The organism is Klebsiella sp. HMSC09D12 (genome assembly GCF_001808475.1).
GTDB lineage: Bacteria > Pseudomonadota > Gammaproteobacteria > Enterobacterales > Enterobacteriaceae > Klebsiella > Klebsiella oxytoca.
In genome coordinates this window covers 179,904-198,962 of record NZ_KV793473.1, presented here as the reverse complement: position 1 = coordinate 198,962, position 19,059 = coordinate 179,904, and the positions used below count along the sequence as shown (strand labels likewise).

The following is a 19,059-nucleotide window of genomic DNA, read 5'->3' as shown; positions in this document are numbered from 1 at the left end:
TGCTGGCAAATATGACGATTCACTCCCGTAATAGCATCCTGAAAAAAGTAAAAGCATCCGCCGTAGCTATCGCTGCAGCGCTGCTGCTGTCGCACTGCGGCAGTAAACCGCCCGTTTCTCTTGTCACGCCGCTGCCGCCCGCAACAAAGCAGCCGACGTTACCCAAAAGCCACGAGCCGGTGCGCGGCGTCTGGCTGACAACCGTCTCGCGCCTCGACTGGCCGCCGCTGGAATCCGTGAACGGCGGCATTACCGCCGATCGCCGCATCGCCCTGCAGCAGCAGGCGCTGATTGCCAAGCTGGATAATTTAAAAAGCCTCGGTATCAATACCGTTTTTTTCCAGGTGAAACCTGATGGCACCGCGCTCTGGCCGTCGAAGATCCTGCCGTGGTCCGATATGCTGACCGGTAAAATCGGCGAGGACCCGGGCTACGATCCGTTAAAGTTTATGCTGGATGAAGCCCATAAGCGCGGCATGCGCGTTCATGCATGGTTCAACCCCTATCGCGTCTCGGTCAATACTCGCCCCAAAACCGTCACCGAGCTTAACAGTACCCTTTCGCAGTTTCCCGCCAGCGTCTATGTCCTGCATCCGGAGTGGATCCGTACCTCCGGAGACCGTTTCGTTCTCGACCCGGGGATCCCGGAAGTGCGCGACTGGATCACCAGCATCGTGGCAGAGGTCGTAGAGCGCTATCCGGTAGACGGCGTCCAGTTCGATGATTACTTCTATACCGAAACGCCGGGGTCGAAGCTGAACGACAATCGGACGTTCCAGCAGTATGGCCAGGGCTTTGCTGCCAAAGCGGACTGGCGGCGGCACAATACCCAGCTGCTGATTGAGCAGGTTTCCCGCACTATCAAGCAGCTGAACCCCGCCGTAGAATTCGGCGTCAGCCCGGCGGGCGTCTGGCGCAATCGCTCTCACGATCCGTCCGGGTCCGATACCCGCGGCGCGGCGGCCTACGATGAGTCTTACGCGGATACCCGCCTGTGGGTTCAGCAGGGATGGCTGGATTATATCGCGCCGCAAATTTACTGGCCCTTCGCCCGCGACGCCGCGCGCTACGATGTGCTGGCAAAGTGGTGGGCTGAGGTGGTGAAGCCTACCCACACCCGGCTTTATATCGGCGTGGCGCTGTACAAAGTTGGCGAACCGTCAAAGAGGGAGCCTGACTGGATGATTAGCGGCGGCGTGCCGGAGCTGAAAAAGCAGCTTGATCTGAATGAATCCATGCCGCAAATTCAGGGCACTATTCTGTTCAGAGAGAATTACCTTAATCAGCCGCAGACCCAGCAGGCCGTTAACTACCTCAAAGGCCGCTGGGGAGGTTGATTCCCCCTGACAGGCCAGATGCCTGTTACTACAATCACCGCCGGAGGATGTATGTTGAAAAAATCGCTCATCGCCTTTTCCCTGTTTTGCGCCCTGTCGCCCGCTGTTTTTGCGGGCAACAGTGAAAGCGAACAGCTGAATAAGAAGAACGTCATTGATTTTTATAACAAAGCGTTAAATGACAAGGACTTTGCCGCCGCCAGGCCCTATCTCGGAGACCGCTACATACAGCATAACCCGATGGCGAAAGACGGCGTTGAAGGCTTTCAGCAGTTTATCGCCTTCCTGAAGAGTAAATATCCCGACTCGCGCAGCGTTATCAAGCAGGCCTTTGTCGACGGCGATCATGTGATCCTCCACGTGGAGGTAACCGGTCGCGAGCCGGGAGTGACGCGGGCGATTATCGATATCTTCCGCGTTGATGAACAGCATAAAATCGTTGAGCACTGGGACGTGACCCAGAACGTTCCGCAGAAAACCGCCAGCGGCAACGGCATGTTCTGAGCCTGAGCAGAGCTCCTCTGCTCATCATTCCCTCCGCTTTACCCATTTTCGCCTCGTACAGATGGGTACTTGTTTAAATAGTTTATTTACTTTACTGTAAAGTAAATAAACTGACGGGGTTAGGCGGATGTTCAACGAAGGAAGATGGGCAAAGCTCTTTTGTTTCATTGGATTATCATTTCTTTCCTGCGTAGCGAAGGCCGCATTGCTGAGTCTGGCTACGCAGGATCAGCAGATTCAGGCGGCATGTTCACGTGTAGATGAACCGGCTCAGGCCAGGCTATGTCACGCCCTGCTCGTTAGCCAGCAGGCGGAGCAGCGCCAACGCTATCTGCATTTTTTACTGCAGCAGAATATTTTCAGCATTCAGACCTATGACTTTCTGTGGGGTGAATACCAGCGTACGACTGCATGTTCTGAAATCAGCCGCTTTTTTCTGTCGAGGGCGCTGGATGCGGCGCTACCGGCTCCACCCACGCCGGCACTTCCCCCATCCCCCGGGCTAAGCGAACCGCCGGCCGTGTTTGCGCTACAAGAATCCCTCAACTGACCGTAGGTGCATAACGATGCTGGCTCGCTTTTTTGTGTTTCGCCCGGTTTTTGCCGCCGTCATCGCTATCTGTATTATGGCGACCGGCGCTTTCGCCCTGCTGACCCTGCCCGTCGAACAATATCCGGATATTGCTCCTCCCGGCGTCAACGTCACCGCCAACTACCCCGGCGCCTCGGCTGAAACCGTTGAAGACAGCGTGACCCAGGTGCTGGAGCAGCAGATTAAAGGCATCGACGGCCTGCTCTATTTTTCCTCCAGCAGCAGTTCAGCAGGCCAGGCGCGTATTAGTCTCAGTTTCGATCAACGCATTGATCCCGATATGGCGCAGGTGCAGGTACAAAATGCCGTTAATCAGGCCATTACGCGTTTGCCTCAAGAGGTGCAGCAGCAAGGCCTTACGGTAACCAAGTCACAGGGTGACAGCCTGATGGTGGTGGCCCTGTACGATCAAACGCGAACGCTAACCAGCCTTGATATCAGCGACTTTCTCGTTAGCTCCCTGCAGGAGCCGCTGAGCCGGGTGGAAGGCGTGGGGGAAACGACCGTTTTCGGCGCCCAGTACGCAATGCGCATCTGGCTCAATCCGCTGCAGCTGAACGGCTACGGTTTGATGCCCTCCGACGTGCAGGCCGCCGTCGAGGCGCAGAATTCTCAGGTCACCAGCGGCGAAATTGGTTCACTGCCTACGCTGGAGGGGCAGTATCTGAACGCGACGGTCACCGCGCAGTCCCGCCTTGAGCATCCCGAACAGTTTGAAAACATTATTCTGCGCACCAACAGCGACGGCTCGGTGGTCTATCTGCGCGATGTCGCCCGGGTGGAGATCGGCGCGGAAAACTATCAAAACCAAACCACGCTCAACGGTTTCCCCTCAGCCGGAATCTCAATTCAGCTGGCCTCCGGGGCCAACGCGCTGGAGACGGCGGAGAAGATCCGGACAGAAGTCGAACGCCTGACGCCCCGCTTTCCGCAGGGCGTTGTCGCCGCTTATCCGCGCGACAGCACGCCGTTCGTGACGGTCTCTATCGAAAGCGTAGTGCGCACGCTGATTGAGGCGATTCTTTTTGTGGTGGCGGTCATGTATCTCTTTCTCCAGAGCTGGCGGGCAACGCTGATCCCGACCTTCACGGTGCCGGTCGTCCTGCTCGGTACCTTCGGCATCCTTAGCCTGCTGGGCTACAGCATCAATACGCTCACCCTCTTCGCGATGGTTCTGGCAATCGGTCTGCTGGTTGATGACGCTATCGTGGTGGTGGAGAACGTTGAACGCCTGATGGTGGAAGAGGATCTTACCCCGCTTGAAGCCACGCTGCGCTCGATGAATGAGATAACCGGCGCGCTGATTGGCATCGCGCTGGTACTCTCGGCGGTTTTTATCCCGATGGCGTTTTTCGGCGGCTCGGTGGGGATTATCTACCGGCAGTTCAGCGTGACCATCGTTTCGGCGATGGTGCTTTCCGCGCTGGTCGCACTGACCCTGACGCCGACGCTGTGCGCCCATCTGCTCAAACCCGGCCATCTTAAAAAAGGGCCGTTCTTCTCCGGTTTCAACCGCGGCGTCGCCGCCACTCAGAATCGTTACCTGGCGATTCTCCGGCGGATAGCGGTCCGCCCCTTCCGCTTTGTATTGCTGGCCCTGGCGCTGACGTTTTTGATGCTCTGGCAGTATCAGAAACTGGCTGGCGGCTTTCTGCCGGAAGAGGATCAGGGCGCGGTGATGGTTCAGTTTACGCTTCCCTCCGGCTCGCCGATGTCGATGACCGAAGAGGTCGGCGCGGAAATTAGCCGCTATTTCATGAGCGAGGAAGAGAATAACCTCAACGTCATCTTTATGGTTACCGGCAGAAATAACGCCGGCAGCGGGCAGAACGTCGGCATGGCCTTCGCCGAACTCAAGCACTGGGATGCGCGTCCCGGAGAACAGAACAGCGCTCAGGCGATCATTGCCCGGGCGAACCAGTACTTTGTTAAAACCTCCCGGCTGGCCAGCATCAGCGTGATGTCGCCACCCACCGTGCGCGGGCTCGGGCAGTCGAGCGGCTTTGAACTCTGGCTACAGGATAGCGCGCAAAACGGCAGCCCGTCGCTCATCGAGGCGCAAAACACCCTGCTCGCTGCCGCCAGACAACAGCCAGAACTGGATGCGGTGCGCATTAACAGCCTGGAGGAGAAGGCGCAGCTGCAGGTCGATGTTGACAGACAGAAAGCGCAGGCCCAGGGGTTGGATCAGGCCGCGATAAACAGCACTCTCTCTGCGGCCTGGGGCGGCGTGTACATTAACGACTTTATCGATCGCGGGCGCGTCAAGCGCGTGTACATGCAGGGAGACGCAGCCTGGCGTTCGACGCCGGAAAATTTATCCGCCTGGTTTGTCCGCGGCGACAGCAACAACATGGCCTCCTTCGACAGCTTCTCATCCTGGCGCTGGACCACCGGGCCGCAGATGCTTCAGCGTTTTAACGGACTGTCAGCCGTGCAGTTCCAGGGCAATGCGGCATCGGGCGTCAGCTCCGGTTCGGCGATGGCGGAAATGGCCGAACTGGTGGGCACGCTGAGTGGGTTTGATCTGCAATGGAGCGGTTTGTCCTGGCAGGAGCAGGCCTCTTCAGTGCAAACGCTATGGGTATATCTGGCCTCGCTGGCCTTTATGTTTTTGTGTCTGGCCGCCTTGTATGAAAGCTGGTCGATTCCGGTCGCCGTACTGCTGATCGTGCCGTTGGGGATTCTGGGGGCCGTGAGCGCGTCGCTGCTCGCCGGATATGAAAACGATATCTACTTCCAGGTCGGTATGCTGACGACCATGGGGCTTTCCGCCAAAAATGCGATTCTGATCGTTGAATTTGCGCTGGCGCAGTTTCAGCAAGGAAAAACTTTATCCGACGCGGCGCTGGAGGGCGCTCGTCTGCGCTTACGCCCCATCATTATGACCTCACTTGCATTTGTTGTCGGCGTTATCCCTCTGGTACTCTCTACCGGTGCCGGCGCTTCCAGCCAACGAGAGATTGGCACCGCGGTGATCGGCGGTATGCTCACCGGGACGCTGCTGACCTTGCTCTTCGTTCCACTCTTTTTCCTGCTGGTACAGCAAGGAATGATGCGCCTTAAAGGGCGCAAACGGTAAGGACTCAATTGATGGGAAATCAACGCGGGCGGCCAATGAAAGCCCGCCCACGCATTTTACAAACCGCCCGCGAGCTGTTTCTCAGGCACGGGCTTGATGTGTCGCTGGATACGATTGCCGCCGAAGCGGGAACCTCGCGGCCGACGCTCTACAGTCATTTCCCCGGCGGTAAAGACGCGCTGCTGCTGGAGACATTTGCGTTTCTCAATGACACCATGCAGCCGCCTCTGCGCCAGCTTTTGCAGGAGCGTCAGCAGGATTTTCCCGCGCTGCTGCGCGGGTTTGCGAAAGTGGTGCAAGCGCACTTTTATGCGCCGGAGAATATTCACTTTCAACGCCTGCTGATCCAGGTGCTGGTGCAAAAGCCCGAACTCTACGTCACGCTCGAACAGCGCCCCTCAGGGCGCGTTTTGCAGGCACTGAGCGAGATACTGGCGCAGAAAAAAAACGAAGGTTTGCTGACCATCAGCGATCCGGAGCTCGAAGCAACGGCGTTTCTCGGCGCGATTATGGGCTATCCGCTGCCGGGGGCCTTAATTGCGCAAAAAGCGGTGGAGCCAGAGAAGCTGGAACAGCTCGCGGAATGCGCGATTACCGTCTTTCTCAAGGCCTGGGGCTACCGGCCATAATCCAGGTTTACGCAGCCACTTTCAGGCCTGTCGCCGCCCTTATTCTGCTAAGCGGATAAAGACCAGGTCTTCGGCCCCGCGCCAGAGGCCGAAGAAAGACTAATCGGCGAGCAGATCGTCATACAGCGCGCGCAGGCGGGTTCGCAGGTAGAGTACCGCTTTATGCTTACGCGACAGCAGCGCCTGCTCGCTTGCGCCGGTCTCTTCGGCCAACTCCCGATAGCTGTAGCCCTGCAGTTCGGTTTTCTCAAATGCTTCGCGCTGGGCGGGCGGCAGTTCCGCGAGCGCCTGGTTTACCGCCTCCCAGAGCAGCGTTTTCAGATACGTCTCCTCCGGCGTTTGCGCAACGCCAAACAGCGTCTCGGCCAGCTCATCCTCGGGAAAGCCACCCTCTTCTTCCTCGCTGAAATCGCCAGCCAGCGGCAGCTCACGCTTTTTTCTCGCCCTGTCGGTCATCTCGTTTCGCGCGGCCCGGAACAGCCAGGCGGCAATATTCTCCACCGGTTGCTCGACGCGGATCAGCTGATAAGTCACTTCCTGCAGGATATCGTCCGCCTCATCCCTTTGCGGGATCCGGGCGCGAATAAACGCCTTCAGCTTCGTCCGGCAGGCGTCGAGAGCGGAAATCAGCCGCGATGGCGTCGCGATGCCGTTTTTCATTGCGCTCATTCGGGATCCGTATTTTTCACCGCAGGCTCCTGCTGCGGCGCATTTTCGCTACGACGATCGCGCCAGCCGCAGTGGCCACGATGCCCGCGATGACCAAAGCGCTGTACAAACTCATCGCGCTGCTCGGGACTCATCTTCATCCAGCGTTCATGCATTCGACGCCGCGCGTGTCCCATACCGAACATTCCCGGGCGAAAACCGAGACCGCCAAACAGGATCCGCGACAGCGCCAGAAGACCTAACGCCTGCCAGAAGCCGATGCCCTTTACCCCAAGGATAGCGGGCAGTAGCGCATTCCATAGCGACATGACCAGCAGCCCGAGAACGATGATTAATGCCGCGCCGATGAGAAGCGGTTTTGCCATTCTGTGGTCACCAAAACGGTGCTGATGGCGCTGCTCGCGCCTGTCGAAATCTCTCATGCTTTGTTTACCTCATAACGCTTGTGAATAGTAACCTGTGCAGAGGTAGACGAATGAGCGGACAAAATATTGCTAACAATATTTAAAAATCGACACACTTTATTTGTACGACAAATGTTATTGTGTGATCTTCATCACCTTTCGGTGCGGGCGGCGGCGGTAACGTTACCCGGTGATTCATAGAAAAAAGAGGAACTTATGAAGGCAGTAAAATCATTAAAAGCAGACTGGGCAATTATTACGCTGATGATTGTTGTCGCGGTCGTTATGTATGGCTATCTGATCCCCAAATACTGGTAATCGACGTCATACCTGCGCTGAACCGCCCCATCGCTCAGGGCGGCTCATCGACCCTCACCATTACCGCTTATCGTTGAGCGTCTTAATCAAAAACGGCACCGAGTCGCGCAATGACGGGTTAACCGTTCCGCTATGATCCAGCCCCTCATAAATATGCACGTCCGCCCGGGTTCCCGCGCTTTTAACCGCATCCGCAAAGCGTTTTTGCATCGCCGTCGGTACGTTGATATCGACGCTGCCTATACCGATAAATACCGGATGATCGATTTTTAGCGTCGGGTAGAGCATGGTTTCTACGCTGGCGTTTAACAGCGAATCCACTCCCGGCTTGAGGGCATTCGCCGCATTGAGACCGGCCTTCATCACCTCATCGTTGAGCGGCGTAATGCATAAATGGTTCGCCTCTTTCAGCAGCGGTAGCGCTTTGTCCTGGAAATAGTCGGCGGGATTGAGCTGCGGGTTGCTGTCGGCAGCTGAAAGATAAATATAGAAAATATACGGAATTTTCGGATCGCCGCCGCTCGGCGCTTTGCCGCCTGCCGGCGGAAGAATGTCGGCTGCGGTGGTCCCTTTTTCAAAATAAGGCGTACCGGTCAGCACCGTTGCGCGAATATTAAGCTCGGGTGCATATTGCGGCTGATAGCCGGCGCTGGCGAAGGCGGCATGCGCCCCCTGCGACTGTCCTACCAGAATAAGTTCATTTTTGAGCGGAAACTGTTTCAGGGCGGCGCGAACGCTGTCAAGTACGCTCCACGCTTCGCCGCGGGCGTTCAGATAGTGGTGCAGCCCGGACGAGCCCAGACCGGCATAATCCGGCGCGACCACCGCATAGCCCAGCGACAGCCAGGTGTTCAGATACTGCTTATCGCGATCGCTGCGCGGGTTTAACGACGGGGCGCAGTGATTCGCCACGCCAACGGTACCGTGAGCCCAGACCACCACTGGCCATCCCCCTTCCGGCGTGGCGCCAAAGGGAATAAAGACCGCCGCGGTATCTTCGCGCGCGGTTTTACCGTTCACGCCGCTGTGGGAAGGATAACGCAGAAGATATTGCTTAGCCGCTTCGCTTAACCCGTTCTTCGCGCTGAGCGGAGAGACGGCATCGGTGCTGTCGGTAGCGGCGCTAGCCGGAACAGCGCTCATGGAAAGCAATAGCAGCGCAGAGGTGGCGGTAAGGAATTTTTTTGAGAGGGAATAAGTCATGACATCCTGTTCCATAATGGGGATGCACTTAGTGTAGACCCTGGCGCCTGAATACCAGCTCAATGAAGCGGGTCATTTTGCTGTTTTGCATAAACCCTGAGTGGCTTCGCTTTTTATCCGGCACAATAATGATAGATTTTTATCAATCACCTCACAGGAAGAGAACAATGTCAGCGAAAAAAGTCACCATGAAGGATATAGCCAGAGACGCCAGAGTCGGTATCGCGACGGTGGACAGAGTGTTGAATAAACGAACTCCCGTGAAAGAGAGCACCGAACGTAAAGTGCTTGAGTCCGCCAGGCGCTTAGGCTTTGCGCTCGAACAATCGCAGTATCGGCTGGCAGCCGGTCAGTCGGCGATCCCGCTGAGAATGGGGTTCATCCTGCTGCAGGAGTCGCACTCGTTTTACCATCAGCTGGCGCAGGCGCTTGAGCAGGCGGCATTGCCCTGGCATAGTCCGGCACAGGCGCCGGTGTTTCTGCATTATGACATTAACGCCATTGACGACATGGTTGCCGCAATCGCCCGCCTCAGCGAAGAGGTTGACGCAATCGGTATTGTGGCGCTGGATAATCCGCTTATCCGCCATGCCGTTGCTCAGGCCGTTGATAAAGGCGTGCGCGTCTTTACCCTGCTCTCCGATATGAGCATCCCGCAACGCACCGGCTACATTGGGCTGGATAATCAGAAAGCGGGCCGCACCGCCGGTTGGGCGGTGGACAGGCTGTGTCATGGAAGCGGCGAAATCGGCATTATCGTTGGCGATAACCGATTTATTTGTCAGGAAAGCTGCGAGATAAGTTTCCGTTCCTACCTGCGCGAACATGGCAAAGGCGACCGGGTGCTGGAGCCTGTACGCAGCCACGAACGCGCCGATATCGCCCGCCGGGTGACGGAGGAGATGCTGCAGCGTTATCCCGATCTGGAGGCCATCTACGCGCCCTGCGGCGGCGTGGAAGGGATTATCGCCGCGCTGCATGCGCATCAGCGTCAGCATCAGGTCACGCTGATTTGTCATGGCCCGGTAGACCACGGCGAGCTGGCGCTAATCGACGGGACAATCGATCTGATGCTGGCTCATCGGCTTGCCGAATTCGCCTCAGCGACCGTCGACGCCTTTGTCCAGTGCGCTCACCAGGCGCAGGCGACGTTTATTAACGCCCTGCAGCCGTTTGATTTACTCACCAAAGAAAACCTCTGATCGGCGAAAGCGCGGGTATATTCTCCGCGCTCCGTTTCAACGCTACATTTGATAAAAAACTATCAATTAAGACATCAAAATAAACCTTGAATTCCATCAAAGAATTTAAATTTCATGATTGTTGAAGATGAAATTTTCATTCAATACTGGTCATGTTTTCTCCTCATCTGAAAAGGAAGCCATCATGACCATACATATTGCCAACGCGCCGTGCAGCTGGGGCGTCGATGATCCCAAAAATCCTTACCTGCCGCCGTGGACCAAGGTGCTGGAAGAGGCGGCGACGGCCGGTTATAAAAGTATTGAACTGGGGCCGTGGAGCTATCTGCCGACCCGAGCCGATGAACTCAGCGCCGCGCTGAATAAGCAGGGGCTGTCGCTGGTGGCCGGAACGATCTTTGACGATCTGGTCAGCGAAGAGAACTTTGCGAATATTGTCGCACTGACGCATAACATTTGCCGCAACCTGTCGCAGGTTCCGTCGGCGGAAAAGACGCCGGGCAACCCCTACCAGCCGCCTTATCTGGTGATTATTGATTTCGGCAATCCGCTGCGGGCGAAATACGCCGGACACAGCGAACTGGCCCCCCGCCTCTCTCCCGCCGACTGGCAGCGGATGATCGGCCATATTATTACCATCAGCCAACTGGCGTGGCAGGAGTACGGCGTTCGCCCGGTTATCCATCCTCACGCCGGCGGCTGCATCGAGTTTGCCGACGAAATCGACCTGCTCGCGGCGCAAATCCCCCATGATGTTGCCGGATTGTGTCTCGACACCGGCCATCTCTTCTATTCGGGTATGGACCCCATCAGCTGGCTGGATCGCCATTTTGATCGCCTTGACTACCTGCACTTTAAAGATGTCGATCCGCAGGTATTCAGGAGCGTAATTTCCCGCGGCATCGACTTCTTCTCTGCCTGCGCGGAGGGCGTGATGTGTCCGCTCGGCAGCGGTGCCATTGATTATCCGGCGGTACGCGCCTTTCTCGACAAACGCGGCTATCAAGGCTGGATCACCATTGAGCAAGAGCGCGACCCGCGCAACGTCGAGGGCAGCCTTAAGGCGGTCACGGAAAGCCTGCGCTACCTGCATTCGGTTGGTTTTTAATCGGGAGATGAAACATGATTAACGGTATTAAACCTGTTGGCCGGTCGTTACGCTGGGGTATGGTGGGCGGCGGCGGAAGCAGCCAGATTGGTTATATTCACCGCTCCGCGGCGCTGCGCGACGGCACGTTTACCCTGCTGGCCGGGGCCTTCGATATTGACGCTCAGCGCGGGCGTGAGTTTGGCCAGCAGCTGGGCGTGGAGGCCGGGCGCTGTTACCCCGACTACGAAACGCTGTTTCGCGAAGAGGCCGCGCGGGAGGACGGTATTGAAGCGGTTTCCATCGCTACGCCGAACAATACCCACTACGCCATTTGCCGCGCGGCGCTGGAGGCCGGATTGCATGTGGTCTGCGAAAAACCGCTCTGTTTTACCGGCGAAGAGGCCGATGCGCTGGTGGCCCTGAGCGAAAAACAGCGCAAAATCATCGGCGTGACTTACGGCTACGCCGGTCATCAGCTGATTCTGCAGGCGCGGCAGATGATTGAGCAGGGGCTGCTGGGCGAGATACGCATTATCAATATGCAGTTCGCCCACGGTTTTCATAACCAGCCTGTGGAGCAGGAAAACCCCAGTACCCGCTGGCGAGTGGACCCGAAGTTTGTTGGTCCCAGCTACGTTCTGGGCGATCTCGCCACTCACCCGCTGTTTCTGGCGGAGACCATGGCGCCGAAGCTCAATATCACTCGCCTGATGTGCTCCCGCCAGAGCTTTGTCAAAAGCCGCGCGCCGCTGGAGGATAACGCGCATGTGCTGATGGAGTACGACAACGGCGCCGTGGGTTCGATGTGGTGCTCGGCGGTCAACAGCGGCTCAATGCACGGGCAGAAAGTCCGTATCGTCGGAGAAAAAGCCAGCCTTGAGTGGTGGGATGAACAGCCGAATCAGCTGCGCTATGAGATTCAGGGCGAGCCGGTGCGCATTCTCGAACGAGGTATGCCCTATCTGGACCCGCTGGCTCTGCACGATGACCGGATCGGCGGTGGCCATCCCGAAGGGCTGTTTGAGGCCTGGTCGAATTTGTACCGCCGCTTCGCCATCGCCATGGATGCTACCGATCGTTGCGACACTGCTTTGCTGGAAAACTTCTGGTACCCGGATGCCAAAGCCGGTGCGCTCGGCGTGCATTGGGTTGAGAACTGCGTCCGTTCAGCAGACAGTGGCGCCCGCTGGGTCGATTTCCATTAATCCATAAATAATATTTGCCGGGCGGCGGCTGACGCCTTGCCCGGCCAAAGAGAATCGGGCCGTTCTGCGCCCGGCAAGACGCCAGCCGCCACTGGGCCAAAATGATGCACAACGGCCATTTATCGCAGTGTCTTAACGTGACAGTGTCACCAACTCTCAGCAAATTCACAGCATTGTAATCAAAAAGCGAATGTCGTATAACAGGTGCCAAACCGAGGGGTGTCCCGTGAGGGCTGAGATGGCGTAAGCCGAACCCTTTGAACCTGATCTGGGTCATGCCAGCGAAGGGACGGGTTGGCATTTCCGCCAGTTTTGCGCCATTGCCTGTTCACACTTCATTCAGCACGCCCGGATCTCCCTATTATCAGGAGGTCCTGTGATTCTTCCCGCATTTACTCAGGGTATTTATGGTCGTCTGCGCCTGCAGGCCGGTGCTGACTGGCAGCGCTACGTCGCCCATCCCTTCCTGCGCCAGCTTGCCGACGGCACCCTTCCCGAACCCGCTTTTCGTCGCTATCTGACGCAGGACTACCTGTTCCTGATCCACTTTGCCCGCAGCTACGCGCTGCTGGTGAGCAAGCTGCGTACCCTCGCGGAAATGCGCGTTGCCGCCGCGTCCATGAACGCCATTCTCGACGAACTGCCGCTGCACGTCGGCTACTGTACGGGATGGGGGCTGGATGAAACGACGATGGCGGCTGAAGAGGAAGCCGCTGAAACGGTAAATTATACCCGCTACGTACTGGACATAGGCCACGCCGGCGACGCGCTGGATCTACTGGCGGCGCTGATGCCCTGCGTGGCCGGCTATGCGGAAATCGGCCTCGGTCTGCTGCACGACCCGGCGACCCGGCTGACTGCCAACCCGTATGCCTCGTGGATCCGCAACTACGGTGATGAGGGCTACCTTAACGGCGTCAATGCAGCCTTAAACCTGCTGGAAACCCTCTGGCAGCAGCGCGGCGGCGAAGCACGTTTTGCCGAACTCAGCGCCATTTTTACGACCGCTACGCGCCTGGAGGCTAACTTCTGGCAAATGGGTCTTAACGCCCTCGCGGAGCGCCAGGCGTGATGGCTCCCGGCATCGAAGTACGCGGACTGAGCCTGCGCTTTGGTTTGCGACCGATCTTCGACAATTTGACGTTCTCTATTCCCGGCGGCCAGTGGAGCTCGCTGCTGGGGGCCAGCGGCGCCGGTAAAACCAGCCTCCTGCGCATCATCGCCGGGCTGGCGAAAGCCTCTGGGGGCGAAGTTCGCGCCAGCGATGGCCTGGCGATTGCCGGACGCCTGGCGTGGATGGGGCAAAAAGATCTGCTTTACCCGTGGCTAAGCGTGCGCGACAACGTCTCGCTGGGGGCGCGCCTGCGCGGGGAGCGCATCAATCACCTGCGCGTCACTACGCTGCTACAGCAGGTTGGGCTTGAACACTGCGCCGATGACCGCCCGGCCGCTCTCTCCGGCGGCATGCGTCAGCGTGCGGCGCTGGCGCGTACGCTCTACGAAGACCGGCCCATCGTGCTGATGGACGAGCCCTTTTCCGCGCTCGACACGATCACCCGCACGCGTATTCAGTCCCTGGCCGCCCGGCTGTTGGTGAACCGGACCGTTGTACTGATCACCCACGATCCGATGGAAGCCTGCCGTCTGAGCCACCGTCTGCTCGTCCTTTCCCCGGCCCCCGGCGGGATTGACGACACGCATCGCTTGTCCGGCATACCGCCGCGCGCGCCGGACGATCCGGCGCTATTAGCCGGTCAGGCGGAGTTGCTGCAACAGCTGATAAGGGCTAACGAATGAGCGCAAAACTGTTTCGCGCCGCCGTGGTGTTCTGCGGCCTGCTCCTGATTTGGTGGCTGGTGACCCGCAGCGGCATTCCCGCCTTTCTGCTGCCTTCGCCTTCGGCGGTGGCAAGTGCCCTGTGGGTTAACCGCGCCTACCTCGGTGGGCACACGCTGATCACATTAAGCGAGATCCTCAGCGGTCTCGCGCTCGGCGTTATGCTCGGCGTGATACTGGCGCTGTGCATGATTGTTTCGCCGCGCCTTCAGCGTTGGCTGATGCCGCTGGTGCTGACCAGCCAGGCGATCCCGGTCTTTGCCCTTGCCCCGCTGCTGGTGCTGTGGTTCGGCTTCGGGATGAGCGCCAAGGTTATGATGGCGGTGCTGGTGATCTTCTTTCCCGTCACCTCGGCGTTTTTTGACGGCCTGCGCCGGGTTAACCAGGACTATCTTGACCTCGCGCGCACCATGGGCGCCTCTTTTGGCGCGCAGCTGCGCCACGTCCGCATGATGGCTGCCCTTCCGGCCCTCGGTTCCGGTCTGCGGATGGCGGCCGCCGTTGCGCCCATCGGGGCGATTATCGGCGAATGGGTCGGTTCAGCCGAAGGACTGGGCTACGTCATGCTTAACGCCAATGCCCGTCTGCAAACCGATATCTGCTTTGCAGCCCTGTTTATTCTGGTGCTACTGACCGTCCTGCTGTGGCTGGCGGTGGATGCTTTTTTACACCGGCTGATTAACTGGACGCCGGAATGACGCTCTTAAATAAAAGGACTAACCATGCGTAAACGTATTTATGCCGGTATCACGCTTGCCGCGCTGTTCAGCGGTCAGGCGCTGGCCAATGAAAAACTCACCCTGGTGCTGGACTGGTATATCAATCCCGACCACGCGCCGATCGTGGTGGCTGAACAGATTGGCGCCTTTAAAGAGGCGGGTCTGGACGTTAAAATTGTGCCACCGTCCGACCCGGCGCTGCCGCCGCGATTAGTCGCCGCCCGCCAGGCGGACCTGGCGATTACCTACCAGCCGCAGGTGCATTTTTTTGCCGATGAAGGTCTGCCGCTGGTCCGCGTCGGCACGCTGATTAATTCGCCGCTGAACACGGTGATCGCGCTGGATAAAAGCATCAAATCTCCCGCCGATCTGCAGGGCAAAAAAGTGGGGTATTCGGTAAGCGGAATCGAACAAGCGACGCTGGCCACTATGGCACAGCACGCGAAAATCGATCCCAAAAGCATCAAGCTCATCAATGTTAACTTTCAGCTGACCAGCGCCCTGCTGGCCGGACAGGTCGATGCGGTGATTGGCGGCTATCGTAATATCGAAGCGCTGGAACTGCAGCTTCAGGGGAAAGATCCGCAGGTGATGAACGTCGAGGATTACGGCGTCCCGGCCTACGATGAGCTGGTGATTGTCGCCAACCGGGACGACGTCAACGCGCCGAAAATCAGGACGTTCCTGCAAGCGCTGCAAAAAGGCGTTGCTTACCTTCGCGCTCATCCGCAGGAAACCTGGCAGGCGTTTGCCGACGCGCATCCTGAACTTAACACGGAGCTGAACAAGCAGGCCTGGCTGAAAACTCTTCCTCTGTTTGCCAGCGATCCGGCAGCGCTGGATAAACCTCGTTATGAAGCTTATGAACAGTTTTTATATAACAACAAGTTGGTGAAAAAAGTCACACCTTTAACGAATTATGCGGTTGAACTGCACTAAGTCATACCATTGCTGGCGGAAATCTTTCGCCAGCAATAGCCAGGCGGCAGTAATAAAAATTGCGAGAATCCCTCACTAATAATTACAATTTTAAAGGTCTTTCATCCTTTAAAACACTTCTTTTTTATCAATGCGTTATGCGTTAATTTTGCAGTGTAAAAATAACGTAAATATAGCTTAATCAATAAAACGTTGAACGCGGTTCTAAAAAGCCATATATTGTGCCCGCTTTAATGCATGGCGATTCATTTTCTTACACCATTTTATTCAACCAGCGCTCAACCGTAACGCTGGTTGTGGGAGTGATATGATGACGGATAAAGTCCGTATTGATACTTTAGGCGCAGATTTATTAGATGCAAACAACGATACCTTTTTGGCCCGTCAGGCTGAATTCGAATCGAATGTCAGGAGCTACCCGCGCAAGCTGCCCCTTGCGATTACTAAAGCGGAAGGCGTCTGGCTGACCGATGCGGATAACAAACAGTATCTCGACTGCCTTGCCGGCGCAGGTACTCTGGCTCTCGGTCACAACCACCCTGATGTGCTGCAGAGCATCCAAAGTGTCATTACCAGCGGCTTGCCGTTACATACTCTCGATCTCACCACTCCGTTAAAAGATCGCTTCTCTGAATACCTGCTTTCCCTGCTGCCGGGCGAAGGTAAAGAATACTGCCTGCAGTTCACCGGTCCCTCCGGCGCTGACGCCGTAGAAGCGGCGCTGAAGCTGGCGAAAAAATACACCGGCCGTACTTCCGTGATCAGCTTCTCCGGCGGCTACCACGGGATGACCCACGGCGCGCTGTCCGTCACCGGTAACCTGTCGCCCAAAGCGGCGGTTAACGGCATGATGCCGGAAGTGCAGTTTATGCCTTACCCGCACCAGTACCGCTGCCCGCTGGGTATCGGCGGTGAAGCCGGCGTAAAAGCGCTGACCTACTACTTCGAAAACCTGATTAACGACGTCGAAAGCGGCGTGCGTAAACCGGCGGCGGTGATCCTTGAAGCCGTTCAGGGTGAAGGCGGCGTGAACCCGGCTCCGGTCGAGTGGCTGCAGCGCATCCGTAAAGTGACTCAGGAACACGGCATTCTGCTGATCGTCGATGAAGTTCAGGCGGGCTTTGCGCGTACCGGTAAATTCTTCGCCTTCGAACACGCGGGCATCGAGCCGGACATTATCGTGATGTCGAAAGCCGTCGGCGGCGGTCTGCCGCTGGCCGTTCTCGGTATCAAAAAGCAGTTCGACGCCTGGGAACCGGGTCACCACACCGGCACCTTCCGCGGCAACCAACTGGCGATGGCGACCGGCCTGACCACCCTGCGCCACCTGAAAGACAATAACATTGCGGATAAAACCGCCGCTCAGGGCGAATGGCTGAAGGGCAAGCTGGCCGAGATGCAGAAACGCTATCCGGTGATTGGCCACGTTCGCGGTCTGGGCCTGATGATCGGTATTGAGATCGTTAAACCGAACGAAGCGCCGGATCACATGGGCTGCTACCCGGCGGACGGCGAACTCTCCGCCCTGCTGCAGAAGAAATGCTTCGAAGCGGGCGTGATCCTCGAGCGCGGCGGTCGCCACGGCTGCGTGCTGCGTCTGCTGCCGTCCCTGCTGATCAGCAACGCTGAGCTGGAAATTTTCTTCGACAAATTTGAACAGGCCCTGCTGGCCGCCGGCGTAAAACCGGTCTGAGTGGAGTAAGTGACCGCAATGTCCAAGTTGAATCCGATTCTTGCTGGTTCCGCACAGAGTATTGATGCCTATCAGCAAGCGATCGCCCAGACCAGCCAGGCTGTCGCGCAGTGGTTGCAGCAGCCTGAAATGTATCAGGGGAAAAGCGTTGACGAACTGCGTGAGCGCATCACCCTTGATTTCAACGAACAGGGTCTGGGCAACCAGGCGGCGATTGAACGTGCGATCGAGTACTTCCTGAAAGACAGCCTGTCGGTACATCACCCGCAGTGCGTGGCGCATCTACACTGCCCGAGCCTGGTGATTAGCCAGGCGGCGGAAGTGCTGATTAACGCCACCAACCAGAGCATGGATTCCTGGGATCAAAGCCCGTCAGCCACCATCATTGAGATCAAGCTGATTGAATGGCTGCGTGCGCAGGTCGGCTACGGCGCTGGCGATGCGGGCGTGTTCACCAGCGGCGGTACCCAGAGCAACATGATGGGGCTGATGCTGGCGCGCGATGCCTTCTTTGCCCGCCAGGGCCACTCCATCCAGCAGGATGGTCTGCCGGGCGATGTTCGTCGCTACAAAGTACTGTGTTCTGAAAATGCCCACTTCTCGGTGCAGAAGAACATGGCGCTGATGGGCCTCGGCTACCGTTCCGTGACGCTGGTGAAAACCGACCCATTCGCGCGGATGGACGTGGCGGACCTGAAAGCGAAAATCGCCGAGGCTCAGGCTAACGGCGAGCAGATTATGGCGATTGTCGCTACCGCTGGCACTACCGACGCGGGGGCCATTGACCCGCTGCGAGAAATCGCGGCTGTCGCGGCAGAGCATCAGATCTGGCTGCACGTTGACGCAGCCTGGGGCGGCGCGCTGCTGATGTCTGAGAAGTATCGCGATCGTCTGGACGGCATTGACTTAGTGGATTCCATCACTCTGGATTTCCATAAGCAGTTCTTCCAGACCATCAGCTGCGGCGCGTTTCTGTTAAAAGAAGCCCGTCACTACGAGCTGATGCGCTATCAGGCGGCCTATCTGAACTCTGAGTTCGATGAAGAGCATGGCGTACCGAACCTGGTGTCCAAATCGCTGCAGACCACCCGCCGCTTCGACGCGCTGAAGCTGTGGATGGGTCTTGAGGCGCTGGGCCAGAAGCAGTATGCGGAAATCATCGATCACGGCGTGACGATGGCGCTGAACGTAGCGGATTATGTCGAAACGCAGCCGACGCTGGAACTGGTGATGCAGCCGCAACTGGCGAGCGTGCTGTTCCGTTCCCGTCCGCAGCAGATGGCGGGCAGTGACGACGCCGCCATCGCCCTGCTCAACCAGCGGGTTGGCGATGCGCTGCTGGCCTCCGGCCGCGCTAACGTCGGGGTGACCGAGCACAACGGCGTTACCTGCCTGAAGCTGACCTTGCTGAACCCGATCGTTACGTTAGATGACGTGAAGGTGCTGCTGAGCCTGGTCGATCGCACCGCCCAGGAGCTGCTGGCGCAGTAAGCTTTTCGCATTGATCACGAAAGCCGATAACTTACCTTATCGGCTTTTTTATTGGGTATCGCCCTGAGCTTGTGACGTTGTCACGTCATTTCCCGGGGTCGGCGCAAGGCGTCTGCCCGGGCTACAGTCCTGCAGACTGCTGAGGA

18 protein-coding genes and 1 riboswitch are annotated in these 19,059 nt (G+C 57.6%); of the genes, 15 read left to right on the top strand and 3 right to left on the bottom strand.

The genetic code is table 11. The features are described 5' to 3' along the window. Nucleotides 1-11 precede the first annotated feature (11 nt). From HMPREF3178_RS12385 to HMPREF3178_RS12365, 5 genes are all read left to right on the top strand, one after another. Nucleotides 12-1,337 (top strand): glycoside hydrolase family 10-like protein, encoded by a 1,326-nt coding sequence (locus tag HMPREF3178_RS12385; protein ID WP_049595820.1) that lies wholly within the window; start codon nucleotides 12-14, stop codon nucleotides 1,335-1,337. A 51-nt stretch (nucleotides 1,338-1,388) separates the two neighbouring features. After that, nucleotides 1,389-1,841 (top strand): nuclear transport factor 2 family protein, encoded by a 453-nt coding sequence (locus tag HMPREF3178_RS12380; RefSeq protein WP_004102035.1) that lies wholly within the window; start codon nucleotides 1,389-1,391, stop codon nucleotides 1,839-1,841. Nucleotides 1,842-2,046: 205 nt separating this feature from the next. Next, nucleotides 2,047-2,391, top strand: a complete 345-nt coding sequence (locus HMPREF3178_RS12375; protein WP_224226829.1) for a hypothetical protein — start codon at nucleotides 2,047-2,049, stop codon at nucleotides 2,389-2,391. Nucleotides 2,392-2,407: 16 nt separating this feature from the next. Then, nucleotides 2,408-5,515, top strand: coding sequence for a multidrug efflux RND transporter permease subunit (locus HMPREF3178_RS12370; protein ID WP_017145890.1), 3,108 nt, complete (start codon nucleotides 2,408-2,410; stop codon nucleotides 5,513-5,515). Between the two features lie 11 nt (nucleotides 5,516-5,526). Further along, the gene (locus HMPREF3178_RS12365; RefSeq protein ID WP_023329693.1) at nucleotides 5,527-6,144 is read left to right on the top strand and encodes a TetR/AcrR family transcriptional regulator; all 618 of its coding nucleotides are present in this window, start codon (nucleotides 5,527-5,529) and stop codon (nucleotides 6,142-6,144) included. A 99-nt stretch (nucleotides 6,145-6,243) separates the two neighbouring features. Here the strand turns inward: HMPREF3178_RS12365 and HMPREF3178_RS12360 are convergent, their stop codons facing one another. Beyond that, entirely contained in the window at nucleotides 6,244-6,804 is a 561-nt protein-coding gene (locus HMPREF3178_RS12360) for an RNA polymerase sigma factor (RefSeq protein WP_029496823.1), read from the bottom strand. Nucleotides 6,805-6,809: 5 nt separating this feature from the next. Continuing rightward, nucleotides 6,810-7,235, bottom strand: a complete 426-nt coding sequence (locus HMPREF3178_RS12355; protein WP_017145893.1) for a hypothetical protein — start codon at nucleotides 7,233-7,235, stop codon at nucleotides 6,810-6,812. 198 nt (nucleotides 7,236-7,433) lie between these two features. Between HMPREF3178_RS12355 and ykgR the strand changes: the two genes are divergently transcribed. Then, on the top strand, nucleotides 7,434-7,535 hold the full coding sequence (gene ykgR / locus HMPREF3178_RS32100) for a small membrane protein YkgR (protein WP_004102022.1): 102 nt from the start codon (nucleotides 7,434-7,436) through the stop codon (nucleotides 7,533-7,535). Between the two features lie 60 nt (nucleotides 7,536-7,595). On the opposite strand, the gene HMPREF3178_RS12350 is transcribed toward ykgR, so the two are convergent. After that, nucleotides 7,596-8,738: an alpha/beta hydrolase gene (locus HMPREF3178_RS12350; RefSeq protein ID WP_026055959.1), complete on the bottom strand. Its 1,143-nt coding sequence runs from the start codon at nucleotides 8,736-8,738 to the stop codon at nucleotides 7,596-7,598. Between the two features lie 167 nt (nucleotides 8,739-8,905). On the opposite strand from HMPREF3178_RS12350, the gene HMPREF3178_RS12345 reads away from it, so the two are divergent. From HMPREF3178_RS12345 to HMPREF3178_RS12305, 9 genes are all read left to right on the top strand, one after another. After that, nucleotides 8,906-9,940, top strand: coding sequence for a LacI family DNA-binding transcriptional regulator (locus HMPREF3178_RS12345; protein ID WP_047719839.1), 1,035 nt, complete (start codon nucleotides 8,906-8,908; stop codon nucleotides 9,938-9,940). A gap of 184 nt (nucleotides 9,941-10,124) precedes the next feature. Further along, nucleotides 10,125-11,048, top strand: a complete 924-nt coding sequence (locus HMPREF3178_RS12340) for a TIM barrel protein (RefSeq protein ID WP_017145894.1) — start codon at nucleotides 10,125-10,127, stop codon at nucleotides 11,046-11,048. A 14-nt stretch (nucleotides 11,049-11,062) separates the two neighbouring features. Then, nucleotides 11,063-12,235: a Gfo/Idh/MocA family protein gene (locus HMPREF3178_RS12335; RefSeq protein WP_017145895.1), complete on the top strand. Its 1,173-nt coding sequence runs from the start codon at nucleotides 11,063-11,065 to the stop codon at nucleotides 12,233-12,235. A 205-nt stretch (nucleotides 12,236-12,440) separates the two neighbouring features. Continuing rightward, a riboswitch (TPP riboswitch) is annotated at nucleotides 12,441-12,542 on the top strand. A 69-nt stretch (nucleotides 12,543-12,611) separates the two neighbouring features. Further along, nucleotides 12,612-13,307 carry a TenA family protein gene (locus HMPREF3178_RS12330; protein WP_017145896.1) on the top strand — a complete coding sequence of 232 codons (696 nt, stop codon included), beginning with the start codon at nucleotides 12,612-12,614 and terminating at the stop codon, nucleotides 13,305-13,307. Next, on the top strand, nucleotides 13,304-14,032 hold the full coding sequence (locus HMPREF3178_RS12325; RefSeq protein ID WP_029496824.1) for an ABC transporter ATP-binding protein: 729 nt from the start codon (nucleotides 13,304-13,306) through the stop codon (nucleotides 14,030-14,032). Before HMPREF3178_RS12330 ends, HMPREF3178_RS12325 begins: the two co-directional genes overlap by 4 nt. Beyond that, complete coding sequence (locus HMPREF3178_RS12320) at nucleotides 14,029-14,769, top strand: ABC transporter permease (RefSeq protein WP_004112956.1); 741 nt, start codon at nucleotides 14,029-14,031, stop codon at nucleotides 14,767-14,769. The genes HMPREF3178_RS12325 and HMPREF3178_RS12320 overlap by 4 nt, the downstream gene beginning before the upstream one ends. 24 nt (nucleotides 14,770-14,793) lie before the next feature. Then, nucleotides 14,794-15,729 carry an ABC transporter substrate-binding protein gene (locus HMPREF3178_RS12315; protein WP_017145897.1) on the top strand — a complete coding sequence of 312 codons (936 nt, stop codon included), beginning with the start codon at nucleotides 14,794-14,796 and terminating at the stop codon, nucleotides 15,727-15,729. Nucleotides 15,730-16,036: 307 nt separating this feature from the next. After that, nucleotides 16,037-17,422 (top strand): diaminobutyrate--2-oxoglutarate transaminase, encoded by a 1,386-nt coding sequence (locus HMPREF3178_RS12310; protein WP_017145898.1) that lies wholly within the window; start codon nucleotides 16,037-16,039, stop codon nucleotides 17,420-17,422. Nucleotides 17,423-17,431: 9 nt separating this feature from the next. Then, nucleotides 17,432-18,913 carry a pyridoxal phosphate-dependent decarboxylase family protein gene (locus HMPREF3178_RS12305; RefSeq protein ID WP_162098325.1) on the top strand — a complete coding sequence of 494 codons (1,482 nt, stop codon included), beginning with the start codon at nucleotides 17,432-17,434 and terminating at the stop codon, nucleotides 18,911-18,913. The last annotated feature ends 146 nt before the right edge of the window (nucleotides 18,914-19,059 follow it).